The organism is Chitinophaga silvisoli (genome assembly GCF_003412465.1).
GTDB lineage: Bacteria > Bacteroidota > Bacteroidia > Chitinophagales > Chitinophagaceae > Chitinophaga > Chitinophaga silvisoli.
Genome location: NZ_QTJV01000015.1, coordinates 37,509 through 49,776 on the forward strand (window position 1 = coordinate 37,509; position 12,268 = coordinate 49,776).

Sequence of the window (12,268 nt, forward strand, 5' to 3'; positions counted from 1 at the left end):
GCAGTCATTAATTAAAAAATTTTAATAATTGGTGTAGTATTTGTGGCATTCCCCAATGTCTTCGTAAATTGAATTCATTCTTCATCATAATTTTTAATACCTGGTATATGAATAAAAGAGAATTTATTAAGTTAGCCGGCCTTGCCAGCGTAGCTGCTGCTGTAGGGAATCCTGCCGGCATGGTGAGTGCTGCTTCATTGAAAGGGAAAAACGATACGAACGGAAATAGTCCAAAAGCTCCTTTTACTGTGCCTGCGTTGCCTTATGCTTTTGATGCGCTTGAACCACACATTGACAAGACAACAATGGAGATCCACCATGACAAACACCATGGTGCCTATGTGAAAAATCTGAACGATGCTGTAAAAGGTACTAAGTACGAAAGCCTGACGCTGGATGAGATCCTGGCTTCAGTAAAAGCAGATGATAAAGCGATCCGTAACAATGGTGGTGGACACTATAACCACTCACTGTTCTGGACACTGCTGTCACCGACCAAAACAACTCCGTCCGACAAGCTGAAAGCTGCAGTGACTGCATCTTTCGGATCATGGGAGAAATTCCAGGATGCGTTTAATACTGCTGCAAAAACAGTATTCGGTTCCGGTTGGGCATGGCTCATTGTTACACCTGCCGGGAAGCTGCAGGTAATATCGACACCCAATCAGGACAACCCGTTAATGAAAGGGATTGTGAAGGAAACAGGTAAGCCGGTGCTGGCGCTGGATGTATGGGAGCATGCATACTACCTGAAGTATCATAACGTACGTCCTGATTATATCGCTGCTTTCTGGAATGTGATCAACTGGAATGAAGTGGATAAATTGTATGCTGCGGCAATAAAATAACTACATACACCTGCCCATGATTGAGGCGGACAATTGTCCGCCTCAATCATTGGCCGCAACATAAAAGGGTCTGCCGGAGGCAGACCCTTTTATGTTGCTTATTATTTTCTCTTAAAAAAGACAAATCCATTTTTCTCTCCAATCACCTCCAAATGCGGATTCGCTCTCCACTTCTCACTATCCGTAATCCTGCAAACAAAATACGTCGGCTTATCCACCGGGCCATTCAACAACCACTCCTGGTTATAATAATTCTTATTAGCCGCCGGCAATTTCCTTGTATAAAACAAATGCGCATAGCTATGATAACTTAGCACCTGCACATAATCATCCTTCCCCTGAAACGACTCAAAAAACTCAATCGCCGCCCGCTGTGAAAACCCTTCAATTTTCGGCGTAAAATGTACAACCGTAATCTGTATCGCACAGATGGTACTCACAAACAACATCACCATCCCGGCCTTCACCTTCTTATTAAACAGCAAGATTGCACTCATTATCACGAGCAACAAATACGTTGCTCCATACGCACTCTCCCACAATGAAAACGGTATATCCGCCTGCAAATTCGCCTTTGCAAATTTATCTCCGATAGCAGCAATCAACTGTTGTTTATACACACCTACCACAGGCAATAGCATAATCGCCGTAGCGATCAGCATTCCAATCAGCAGCATCAGCACAATATTCCATGCCCTTAGGACCACCTTAGCCTCCGCCACTCTATAGATCTGCCAGGCAGCCAAAAAGCTCAGCGGGAAGTAACACAGGGAAGAGTAATGAACAATCTTGGTTTCCACAATTGAGAACAGGATCAATACTACCCCAAACAATACCCACATCCAGATCCTGAAATCCTTTACCTCAGCACCCTGTGCACCCCCATAAATAGATCGCTCCTTCCTGCCCCTGAAATACGCAAACAGGAAGATACTGGCAGGAAAGCAACCTACCAGCAGTACGATCCAGTGATAAAAGAAATTGCCCCCATGCCCTGCATCAGGCGTGGTGAGCAAACGGATCTGATAAGTGACAAATTCATTGAAGAACCACCAGCCATGGGCCAGCACTTCATATCCAAACCACAGGGCGGTGGTAATAAAGGCAAACAAGGTGATTAGTCCCAGCTGTGGCAATTTGATCCCTGTTTTCCCTTTCTTCACTACCCAATACACTATAAAGCTGAGCAAACTCACCAATATGGCTACCGGGCCTTTGGTCAGCACTGCCAATCCCAGGCATATACCCGCCAGGATGGCCACCCGGTTTGGTTTCGCAGCATAAGGTATGCGAAACACGCAATAGATAGCCAGGAATATAAAATAGTTGAAAGTCGGGTCAATAATTCCTGACTTGAAATAGAAATGTGGTAACCAGGAGCCGGCATATGCCAGTGCCCACCATAATCCCAGCTTCTCATCAGCCAACTTTTTCCCGATTCCGAAAAGGGTCACGAGTGTAGCGATACCAATGATAGCATTAGGAAAACGTGCAGCAAATTCATTGATCCCAAAGATGGCCATACTAATAGCCTGCAGCCATATGAATAAAGGCGGCTTTTGCCAGAAAGGGGCAAAGTCGATCTGTACCTGAGAGTAGTTATGTGTTACCAGCATCTCCCTTGCTGCTTCCGCAAAGTTGATCTCGTCCCAATCAAACAGGTGCACATGCCCCAGAAACGGGACGAACAGGATAGCGGCCGCAATGGCGATAAGCAGGTATTTCATTCCGTAATTTAGATTGATCTGTTGAGATTCCTTTATTCTCCCTGATTAACAAATCAACAAAAATAACTAAATCAACTTAGACCAATAGCCGCTTCGGGAATAATTTCGGCAGGTGTACTTCTCTTTCTTTTGTCGAATACCATGTAAAGTAGCAGGCTGCTGGATGTGCCAATAATACTTCCTACATACACATCAATAAAGAAGTGCTGCGCCAGGTAAATCCTGGACCAGGCTGCCACAAATGCCAGCAGAACGTATACCAGTCCCATCATCTTATTGCGGGTGATGAGGGCCAGGAAACAGAACATAGCAAAGGCAGTTGTCGTATGACCGGAAGGGAAGCTGCATCCTCCGTGAACGGTTACCCATTTTACGGTGTGGATGATGGCTGGATTTTCGAAGTATTTAATAGGTCTGGGAGCGTTGAAAAAATGTTTAGCTGTTTGCACCAGGATGGTTACCAGCAGGAGAATACATCCTGCATTCAGGAACATCCGGTACTTACGCATGGCCAGGATCACGGCCAGCATAATGCCGAAGGTGATACCATCGCCGACATAGGTGAGGCCGGTCATAATAACATCCGCCCAGGGAGCGTGAAAGCTATTGATGGCCAGAAAGAGTTCTTCATGGGAGAAGAAAAATACTTGTAGGATAGCGCCTGTTATAACCCATAACAGGAATGGCACAAAGAACCATGCGTTCTTGCCGGACAGTGTAACAATCGTTTTCAATTTTCGTGATTTTAACGTTGTAGGTATGCTGAGTAGGTGCAGCATGTAGCAGCCTGCGATTGCTTTTTGACATAGTATCCCCACGACACCTGTTGGCATATGTTTATTCATATGCTCATCTTGTCAGCTGGCATTGGATACCTATAGTTCGCAGGCTACGGGAAAGTGTAACTACTCAGGTTGTAGGTTTGATTATATATCTCTGAAAGAACTTTTTTATTCTGTTGAAGATCCTCACATAGAATTCCTTATTGAACAGGTTGGAGTCGTTCATAGCTTTTACGATCAGGAATACGGCAATAGGCATCAACACGATGTTTGACAGCCACATGCCACTCCAGGTGGCCATTACGTCCTTGCGGGCCATTTTCTCGCCCGTCATAAAGAATATATTGAAGATCACAAAGAATGCTACGGCAAAGATGAGCGGGGTGCCCAGACCGCCCTTACGGATGATGGAACCCAGCGGTGCCCCGATCAGGAACATGACAATACAGGAGAAAGCGAGGGTAAATTTACGCTGCCATTCCACCTTGTGCAGGATCAGGGTATTGTGTTTATCCTGGAACTCTTTGGAGGGGCCTTCCAGGTTGCTCTGTCCATCGCGGATGCTCTGTTCGGTCCTCTCAATCACAAAGCGTTTGGCATCTTCAGGAATCATGTCTTTGAAGTGCTGTACTTTGGCAGGAGGTGCAGTGGCCAGCCAGCCGGTATCTTTCCATTGTCCGAACGGGAAGCGGCTGGTGATATATACATTTACGGTACGGGAAAAGAGTTTTTCCTGTTCCCGCAGTGAATCGATGGCTTTATCCAGTTGTCTTACGTTCAGCATCTGCTGATTAGAGGCAAAGAGGCCCATATCCAGGCGGCTGAAGGCGAAAGAGCTGAGGTCAAAGGCTTTCTTATACTGGCTGAAACCTAGTCTGATCAGGTCTCCTGGTTGGTTAAAGTTGCGGTTGCCACGTTCTTCATAGCGCCAGCCATCTTCCAGGATGAAATATAAGAAGCGTTTGTCGTTAGACAGGATCATTTCACCTTTTTTGGCAAGGATCAGTTTGTCACCACCGCCGGGGCTATGATCGACGATCATAACCTGGTGGATGGTTTTGTTATCCTTTTCCTTCTCGGCTACTTTGATGGTATAATCAGGAATATCTGTATAGAACACGCCAGCCTTGATATTGAAGGCAGGTTTTGAGTTCGTAATATCGTAGAGGAGTGATTTGGCGCGAAGGTTCGCTACCGGCATCACGTAGTTGTTAAAGAGGAAAGCCAGTACGGCAATGGTAATACAGCAGTAGAGTACGGGGCGCATGAAGCGGAGGAGGGAGATCCCGGACGATTTGATGGCAACGAGTTCGAAGCTTTCGCCCAGGTTACCGAAGGTCATGATGGAAGACAGGAGTACCGCCAGCGGGAGAGCCAGTGATACCAGGTTGGCGCTGGTATAAGTGATCAGTTCGATGATCACGGGTGTATCCAGTCCCTTGCCCACCAGGTCATCAATATACTTCCAGAGGAATTGCATGACCAGCACGAACAAGGTGACAAAGAAGGTAGCCACGAAGGGCCCCAGAAAGGTTTTTATAATTAGCTTATCCAGTTTTTTCACTCCTGCTCTAACGTTAAGGTGCTGTTTATTAGTACTGTTCCTGCTTTTTTATGCCATACAGTGAAAGGGAAATCCTCCTTTTTCACTGCTAAAATGAACCTGCTCAATAATTTGTAATTACCAGGCAGGCCTATAGGATTGGCAAATTTAACATGATTTATGAAAGCGCCGAATATCAGCGTATAAAATAAGGTTAAATTTATCTTTGTACCTATGAACAAAGCAATCCTGACTGTTGAGGAACAGGCACTTGTAACCAATCCTGACTGGATATATCTTAAAAACAATATTTTGCAGAAGGTGATGAGCCTGCTGGGAGACCTGCATACTGCCTTAGGGGCAGCACTTCCTCTTCAGGAAATTTCATTTCCCGGAGATGGGTCAGGTAAGCTAAGCAAGGGAGAGCGTTACAAAGATTTGCCTTATATCATGCTGGATTATCCACGCTACTTCAACCGTGATGATATTTTTGCATTCCGGACCATGTTCTGGTGGGGGCATTATTTTATCGCCACGCTGCATCTCGGAGGAGAGTTGAAGCAGCGGTATTCGCAGACAATCATTGCTGGCTGGGAGGCACTAGCTGCCGCACAGTTTCAGATCTATGTACGAGAGGACGATCCCTGGCATCACGACTTTGAAAACGGGAATTTCAGATTAATATCAGCTTTGCCGGCATCGGAATTTGAAATGCTTATACACCGGCTTCCATTTATTAAGATCGCAAAGCCCTGGCCATTGGAGGATTGGGAAGGACTAATACCTGGCGTAGTGGAAGATTACACACGACTACTACAGTTATTGTGCGGCTTTTGAAACGGTTGGTGTGTTTAGTTGCCAATGCGGTGGAACAGGTCTTTCACCTGGTAGTCCCAAAGTTGGCTCTGATCAGCTATTTCTTTTTTCTCAGCAAAATCCTTTACAACCAGGATTGTTTCGTTTGTCACTTCGGAAATGGCAATGCGAAATTCAAAGAATTCTTCTTTGGGCGCATGTTTCCAATGTAAACGGATAAATTCATCTTCTTCCTGTTCCAGCACTTCTGCTTCTTCAACAGATCCATTCCAGGAGAAGGAAAATACGTTGTCCCTGTAATCTACTTTATCCGCAAACCACTCCTGTAATCCTGCAGGTGTAGATAGGAATTCATATAAGATACTGGGTGAGCACCGTACGGGGTATTCCAACTCATATTGCACTTTCTTAGACATCGCTCAAAGTAATTAGTAAATCAATATCATCTGGCTGCAATTATAGAAAAATATTTATTCTGTCAAAATTATTTTGCATTTTTTTTTAATAATTGCCCAAATCTTTTCACACTTTATAAATAACAATTCTATTATGAAAATTAACGATACATTAGCGTTTCGCAGCACTTCTTTCACAGCAATTTATTGTCAGATGAGCATTTCAGCCTTTTGATATGTACGTTGTGAATGGTGAAACGTTTTTGCTTAAAAATGATTCAATAAGTAAACATTTATTTTGGCTACTATCTAAAAAAACTTATTTTTGTCTGGCATTCATCAAAAAGGTAACGTTTTATTCACCTGTAACTGTTCCGAGTCTTTATGTCAATGCGCCAACTCAAAATCACTAAGTCCATCACTAACCGTGAGTCCCAATCACTGGAAAAATATTTGCAGGAAATTGGGAAAGTAGACTTAATCACGCCGGAGGAAGAAGTGAACCTGGCTATCCGCATTAAGCAAGGAGATCAGAGAGCACTGGAAAAGCTTACAAAAGCCAACCTGCGCTTCGTGGTATCTGTTGCCAAGCAATATCAGAATCAGGGTTTATCCCTCAGTGATCTGATTAATGAGGGCAACCTCGGTCTTATCAAGGCTGCACAGCGTTTCGATGAAACACGTGGTTTTAAATTTATCTCTTATGCCGTATGGTGGATTCGTCAATCTATTCTGCAGGCATTGGCAGAACAAAGCCGCATCGTTCGTCTCCCGCTGAACAAAGTAGGTTTGAGCAATAAGATCAGTAAAGCATACTCCCAACTCGAACAGGAATTTGAAAGAGAGCCATCGCCCGACGAACTGGCGACTATTCTCGAAATCAATACAGAGGAAGTAGAAGCCACTTTAGGTGTTGCAGCACGTCACGTATCTATGGATGCGCCTTTCATCGACGGAGAAGACAACTCTCTCCTGGATGTACTGGAGAATCCAAATGCAAGCAGCGCAGATGAGGAACTGGATCACCACGATTCACTGCGTCGCGAAATAGAACGTTCCTTATCCACTCTCACAGATCGTCAGAAAGATGTGATCATGCTGTACTTCGGTATCGCAGTAGAGCATCCGATGTCCCTGGAAGATATAGGGGAGAAGTTCGGTCTGACCCGCGAAAGGGTTCGCCAGATCAAGGATAAGGCGATTACCAAACTGAGAACTACCAGCCGTAGCAAACTGTTAAGGAACTATTTGGGTAACTAAGATTTTCCCTTCATCATATTGAAAAAAGGATAATACCGCCTGGTATTATCCTTTTTTTATGCCAGTATGGGTCTTTTTGGCCGGCAGCCTGCAAATGTAAGCGTCCGCCTATCAAATCAGGTTGTATTTGGCACCTGAAATCATGGCTCCGCCTGGCTTCTAAGGGAGATATTCCGCAGATAACCCGCAGATAACCCGCATGTAATCCGCCCATAAGCCGTATTCTAAAAGAGGCGGGATATTGGCGGCTTATGTTCGGAATACCCAGGGGTTATTCCAATCTTTGTATCCCTGGCAGACTATTTTTCCTCTACCGGAAGGCTTACACCCATTTCTTTTCGCTACCTTTTTATTATTTTTGCAACCCTTAAGCTATTTCCCGGCTTAATTAAAAACAGGTTTCTGATGTTTGAATCATTATCAGAGCGGCTCGACTCCGCCTTCAAGCAATTGAAAGGTGAAGGCCGTATCAGTGAAATAAATGTTGCCAGTACTGTAAAGGAAATCCGCCGTGCACTGGTAGACGCGGACGTTAACTACAAAATCGCGAAGGACTTTACCGACAGGGTAAGGGAAAAAGCGCTGGGCGAAAAGGTGATCACTGCCATTTCTCCCGGTCAGCTCATGGTGAAAATCGTAAAGGACGAGCTGGCGGAACTGATGGGTGGTACCGAAGCAGAACTGGATATTAAGGCGAACCCTTCTGTCATCCTGATAGCGGGTCTGCAGGGTTCCGGTAAAACCACTTTCTCCGGTAAACTGGCCAACTTCCTCAAAACTAAAAAGGGTAAAAAGCCCCTGCTGGTGGCAGCTGACATCTACCGCCCTGCGGCGATCGATCAGTTGAAAGTACTGGGTGAGCAGATTGGTGTAGAAGTGTATAGCGAACCTGAGAACAAGGATGCTGTAAAAATCGCCCAGAATGCGATTGCACAGGCTAAACAGAATGGTAATACAGTCGTGATCATCGATACCGCCGGTCGTCTGGCAGTCGATGAAGCCATGATGACCGAGGTAGCCAATGTAAAGGCTGCTGTAAAACCAAACGAAATCCTCTTTGTTGTGGACTCCATGACGGGGCAGGATGCTGTGAACACTGCCAAAGCGTTCAATGAGCGGCTGGACTTCAGTGGGGTAGTACTCACAAAACTGGATGGTGATACCCGTGGTGGTGCTGCCTTAACTATCAAATACACAGTTGAGAAGCCCATCAAGTTCGTGAGCATGGGTGAAAAGCTGGATACCCTGGATGTGTTCTACCCTGAGCGTATGGCACAGCGTATCCTGGGTATGGGTGATATCACTACCCTGGTAGAACGTGCACAGGCACAGTTCAACGAGGAGCAGGCGAAAAAGCTGGAAAAGAAGATCCGTCAGAACCAGTTTGATTTTGATGACTTCCGTGAGCAGCTGAACCAGATTAAGAAAATGGGTAACCTGAAGGACCTGATGGGTATGATCCCGGGTATCGGAAAGGCTATCAAGGATATTGATATCAGCGACGACGCATTCAAGGGTATAGAAGCGATCATAGGCTCTATGACTCCTGCGGAACGTAGCAATCCAGACCTGATTGATGGCAGCCGCCGTCGCCGTATTGCGAAAGGTGCCGGTAAGGACATCCAGGATGTGAATCAGTTTATGAAACAATTTGAACAAATGCGTCAGATGATGAAACAAATGAATAAATTTGGCGCAGGAGGCAGAGGACTGAGAGCAATGGGCAGATAGGAAAAGTGGCGTTTTCTATAGCAGGAACGCTCATTTTAGCCTGTAAAAACCAGCTTTCAATACAAAGCCAGATAAACTGGAAAACAAAGATTTTGCAGCAAAGGAAATTTTTAACAGAAAATATTTTGAACTAATTCTTTTTAAGATTACTTTTGCTGCCCCAATTGAATAATATTTTTTAACAACTCGCAAAAAAATAATTCGAATTATTTATGCCAGTCAAGATCAGATTACAACGTCATGGCGCTAAGAAGAGACCTTTTTATTTTATCGTAGTTGCCGATGCTCGCGCGCCAAGAGATGGTAAATTCATCCAGAAGATCGGTACTTACAATCCACTGACAGTTCCTGCTTCTATCAACATTGATACTGAAAAGGCACTGCGTTGGTTACAGAAAGGTGCTCAGCCAACAGATACCGTTAGAAGAATCCTTTCTTTCAAAGGTGTACTGTACCTGAAACACCTGTTGAGAGGTGTGAAGCTCGGTCTGTTTGATGAGCCTACCGCTTTCCAGAAATTCGAACAATGGCAGGCTGAACACGAGCAGAAAGTTGCTGCACGTCGTGATAGCCACAAGAAAGCAAGAATTGCTACTCCGGTGGTAAGAAGAGTTGAAGACGCTTCTGCTCCTCAGGAAGGTGGCGAAGCTTAATCCAGCTTTCACATAACATACTGAAAGGGAAATACTCAAGGGTATTTCCCTTTTTACTTATTAGTCGTCAGATAATGAATAACTACTTTAGCATAGGTAAACTGGTATCTGTATTCGGATTACAGGGCGAGTTTGTTCTGAAGCACAGCCTGGGAAAAAGGACCTCCCTGCAGGGGGTGGAAGCCATCTTCCTGGAAGAACGTAAGAACAGCTTTATCCCTTATTTCGTGCAGAAAGCCAGTGTGAAGGATCATGAACATACCTTTGTGAAGCTGGAAGGCATTGATACCAAGGAGGCTGCCCGTAAACTGGTGCAAACACCGGTCTACCTGGGAGAGGCCGATTTCAAGTTACATGCAGCATCATCAGCTCCACTGGCCATGCTGGGTTTTACCGTGCATGACAAGGAGCTGGGGGAACTGGGTGTGATCGAAGAGGTGATCGAAATGCCGATGCAGGTGCTGGTGAAGATCATGTATAAGGAAACAGAGGTACTGTTGCCATTGAATGAACAATCACTGGTAAAGGTGGATAAGAAAGGACAGATCGTCCATGTAGACCTGCCTGAAGGATTGATGGACATTTATCTGTAGTATGAATGAGGGCGTGATTCAATTTGAATTTTACCAGTTTTAAAAATCAGAAAGAATTCACAACCAAAGAATTAACAACACATGAGGATCGATATTATTACCGTACAGCCAGGGTTACTGGAAAGCCCTTTTTCTCACTCGATCTTAAAGCGGGCGCAGACGAAGGGATTGCTGGAAATACACACCCATAATCTCCGGGATTATTCTACCCAGAAGCAAAAGCAGGTAGATGATTACCAGTTTGGGGGAGGGGCAGGTATGGTTATGATGCTGGAGCCTGTAGTAAGAGCAATAGAAACCCTGCAGGAGAAGATCACCTACGATGAGGTGATTTACCTGACACCGGATGGTGAGACCCTGAACCAGGGAATTGCCAATCAGCTGTCACTGAAGGGGAACCTGCTCATGTTGTGTGGACATTATAAAGGTATCGATGAGCGGATTCGTCAGCATTTCGTAACGAAAGAGATTTCTATTGGTGATTATGTACTCTCCGGCGGCGAGTTGGCGGCAGCGGTACTGGTAGATGCGATAGGGAGATTGATTCCGGGAGTACTGAATGATGAGCAATCTGCCTTGCTGGATTCATTCCAGGATAACCTGCTGGCACCACCGGTGTATACCCGTCCTGAAGAGTTCAGGGGCTGGAAGGTACCGGAGGTACTCATGAGCGGGGATCATAAGAAGATAGACAACTGGCGGCATGAAATGGCGCTTGAGCGAACCAGGGAGCGCAGGCCGGATTTACTGGACAAACATTAGGATTTAAAACTATTTGCTACCTGCGGCAACTTCATCCATTAAAATAATAAGTCAAAATTTAACTTCATTATCAATTAGTTAAAAAATTATTCCTTAATAAAGGTCACTGTTATTTGGAAGTTGTGGAATTCTCACCTACCTTTGCAGTCCGATAAATAAATTTGAAAGATGAACGCGATTTCTTTTGTTCACGAGCAACTGACAGGTAATACAAAAAACTACCCTAAGTTTAAAGCCGGTGACAATGTCACTGTAAACTATAAAATTGTTGAAGGTAACAAGGAAAGAATCCAGTCCTTCAAAGGTGATGTAATCAAGATCCAGGGTACTGGTTTCACTGCATCATTCACAGTAAGAAAGATCTCCGATGGAGTTGGTGTAGAGAGAGTTTTCCCTCTGTACTCACCAAACATCGATGGTATCGTACTGAACAAAGTTGGTAAAGTAAGAAGAGCAAGACTGTTCTACCTGCGTGAACGTGCTGGTAAAGCTGCTCGTATTAAAGAGAAAAGGGTTTAGTATAAATACAGGGAAATTAGTGATAACGGGGACCGTTCCGGTTCCCGTTTTTTTTGTCACTTCCCGATACTACCAACCTCTACCCACCATAATGTGCCTGCTGCAGGGAAAAGCCCCTTGCCGACCCCGTTTGCCCCCCTCTTAAAATAAAATTAAAGTTTCCCCGATCTTCAGGCAGTACAATTGAATCCCGGATTTTATTACCTATCTTTGTTAGCTTAACATTCTAAAACAGAGAAAATGACTGCCGTTATTGTGAAATCACCACTGTTATTGTTCCAGGATCTGGGTATGAGCGAACTGCTGCTGATCGCCCTGGTTGTATTACTGTTGTTTGGTGGTAAAAAAATCCCTGAGCTCATGCGCGGACTGGGTAAAGGTATCCGTGAGTTCAACGATGCCAAAAACAATGTACGCAAGGAGATCGAAGAAGGTATGAAAGAAACACCTTCTACTACAGATCAGAAAGGAGCTTAATTCCTTCCCTGTATATTACGAACTAAGAGATTCAAACGCAAGGAGAAGTCGTGTGCCTATGATAGTCATAGACTAGCATTTCCACGTCATTGAACCTAAAGTATGCCACAACCTGGATGCGACACTTTTGTATCCGGCTTACAAGTTTGACCTGATATTTTA

The 12,268-nt window shown here is 44.8% G+C and carries 13 protein-coding genes; 9 read left to right on the forward strand and 4 right to left on the reverse strand.

The genetic code is table 11. The features are described from left to right. Positions 1-107 precede the first annotated feature (107 nt). The gene (locus tag DXN04_RS29450) at positions 108-848 is read left to right on the forward strand and encodes a superoxide dismutase (protein ID WP_116857100.1); all 741 of its coding nucleotides are present in this window, start codon (positions 108-110) and stop codon (positions 846-848) included. A 101-nt stretch (positions 849-949) separates the two neighbouring features. On the opposite strand, the gene DXN04_RS29455 is transcribed toward DXN04_RS29450, so the two are convergent. The 3 genes from DXN04_RS29455 to DXN04_RS29465 form a co-directional block, all read right to left on the reverse strand. Continuing rightward, complete coding sequence (locus DXN04_RS29455; protein WP_116857009.1) at positions 950-2,575, reverse strand: ArnT family glycosyltransferase; 1,626 nt, start codon at positions 2,573-2,575, stop codon at positions 950-952. Positions 2,576-2,646: 71 nt separating this feature from the next. Continuing rightward, a complete protein-coding gene (locus DXN04_RS29460; protein WP_158569228.1) occupies positions 2,647-3,309 on the reverse strand; it encodes a phosphatase PAP2 family protein in 663 nt (220 codons plus the stop codon). Positions 3,310-3,484: 175 nt separating this feature from the next. Continuing rightward, positions 3,485-4,921: an LptF/LptG family permease gene (locus tag DXN04_RS29465; RefSeq protein ID WP_116857011.1), complete on the reverse strand. Its 1,437-nt coding sequence runs from the start codon at positions 4,919-4,921 to the stop codon at positions 3,485-3,487. Positions 4,922-5,134: 213 nt separating this feature from the next. Between DXN04_RS29465 and DXN04_RS29475 the strand changes: the two genes are divergently transcribed. Continuing rightward, positions 5,135-5,737 carry a hypothetical protein gene (locus tag DXN04_RS29475; RefSeq protein ID WP_116857013.1) on the forward strand — a complete coding sequence of 201 codons (603 nt, stop codon included), beginning with the start codon at positions 5,135-5,137 and terminating at the stop codon, positions 5,735-5,737. Between the two features lie 14 nt (positions 5,738-5,751). Here DXN04_RS29475 and DXN04_RS29480 read toward each other — a convergent pair whose 3' ends face one another. Beyond that, entirely contained in the window at positions 5,752-6,132 is a 381-nt protein-coding gene (locus DXN04_RS29480; RefSeq protein WP_116857014.1) for an START-like domain-containing protein, read from the reverse strand. A 369-nt stretch (positions 6,133-6,501) separates the two neighbouring features. On the opposite strand from DXN04_RS29480, the gene DXN04_RS29485 reads away from it, so the two are divergent. The 7 genes from DXN04_RS29485 (at position 6,502) to DXN04_RS29515 (ending at position 12,106) form a co-directional block, all read left to right on the forward strand. Beyond that, positions 6,502-7,371 (forward strand): sigma-70 family RNA polymerase sigma factor, encoded by an 870-nt coding sequence (locus DXN04_RS29485; RefSeq protein ID WP_116857015.1) that lies wholly within the window; start codon positions 6,502-6,504, stop codon positions 7,369-7,371. A 405-nt stretch (positions 7,372-7,776) separates the two neighbouring features. Then, a complete protein-coding gene (gene ffh, locus DXN04_RS29490) occupies positions 7,777-9,102 on the forward strand; it encodes a signal recognition particle protein (protein ID WP_116857016.1) in 1,326 nt (441 codons plus the stop codon). 212 nt (positions 9,103-9,314) lie between these two features. After that, positions 9,315-9,755, forward strand: a complete 441-nt coding sequence (rpsP, locus tag DXN04_RS35925; RefSeq protein WP_116857017.1) for a 30S ribosomal protein S16 — start codon at positions 9,315-9,317, stop codon at positions 9,753-9,755. 74 nt (positions 9,756-9,829) lie between these two features. Beyond that, positions 9,830-10,348 (forward strand): ribosome maturation factor RimM, encoded by a 519-nt coding sequence (gene rimM, locus DXN04_RS29500; RefSeq protein WP_116857018.1) that lies wholly within the window; start codon positions 9,830-9,832, stop codon positions 10,346-10,348. Positions 10,349-10,429: 81 nt separating this feature from the next. After that, the gene (trmD, locus tag DXN04_RS29505; protein WP_116857019.1) at positions 10,430-11,110 is read left to right on the forward strand and encodes a tRNA (guanosine(37)-N1)-methyltransferase TrmD; all 681 of its coding nucleotides are present in this window, start codon (positions 10,430-10,432) and stop codon (positions 11,108-11,110) included. A gap of 168 nt (positions 11,111-11,278) precedes the next feature. Next, a complete protein-coding gene (gene rplS, locus DXN04_RS29510; protein ID WP_116857020.1) occupies positions 11,279-11,629 on the forward strand; it encodes a 50S ribosomal protein L19 in 351 nt (116 codons plus the stop codon). A 240-nt stretch (positions 11,630-11,869) separates the two neighbouring features. Further along, positions 11,870-12,106: a Sec-independent protein translocase subunit TatA/TatB gene (locus DXN04_RS29515; protein WP_116857021.1), complete on the forward strand. Its 237-nt coding sequence runs from the start codon at positions 11,870-11,872 to the stop codon at positions 12,104-12,106. Positions 12,107-12,268 lie beyond the last annotated feature (162 nt).

Bases quoted from the DNA above. Each gene is read 5' to 3' on its own strand.
- DXN04_RS29450 (WP_116857100.1), top strand. From the start codon at position 108: ATGAATAAAAGAGAATTTATTAAGTTAGCCGGCCTTGCCAGCGTAGCT.
- DXN04_RS29455 (WP_116857009.1), bottom strand. From the start codon at position 2,575: ATGAAATACCTGCTTATCGCCATTGCGGCCGCTATCCTGTTCGTCCCG.
- DXN04_RS29475 (WP_116857013.1), top strand. From the start codon at position 5,135: ATGAACAAAGCAATCCTGACTGTTGAGGAACAGGCACTTGTAACCAAT.
- DXN04_RS29480 (WP_116857014.1), bottom strand. From the start codon at position 6,132: ATGTCTAAGAAAGTGCAATATGAGTTGGAATACCCCGTACGGTGCTCA.
- DXN04_RS29485 (WP_116857015.1), top strand. From the start codon at position 6,502: ATGCGCCAACTCAAAATCACTAAGTCCATCACTAACCGTGAGTCCCAA.
- ffh (WP_116857016.1), top strand. From the start codon at position 7,777: ATGTTTGAATCATTATCAGAGCGGCTCGACTCCGCCTTCAAGCAATTG.
- rpsP (WP_116857017.1), top strand. From the start codon at position 9,315: ATGCCAGTCAAGATCAGATTACAACGTCATGGCGCTAAGAAGAGACCT.
- rimM (WP_116857018.1), top strand. From the start codon at position 9,830: ATGAATAACTACTTTAGCATAGGTAAACTGGTATCTGTATTCGGATTA.
- trmD (WP_116857019.1), top strand. From the start codon at position 10,430: ATGAGGATCGATATTATTACCGTACAGCCAGGGTTACTGGAAAGCCCT.
- rplS (WP_116857020.1), top strand. From the start codon at position 11,279: ATGAACGCGATTTCTTTTGTTCACGAGCAACTGACAGGTAATACAAAA.
- DXN04_RS29515 (WP_116857021.1), top strand. From the start codon at position 11,870: ATGACTGCCGTTATTGTGAAATCACCACTGTTATTGTTCCAGGATCTG.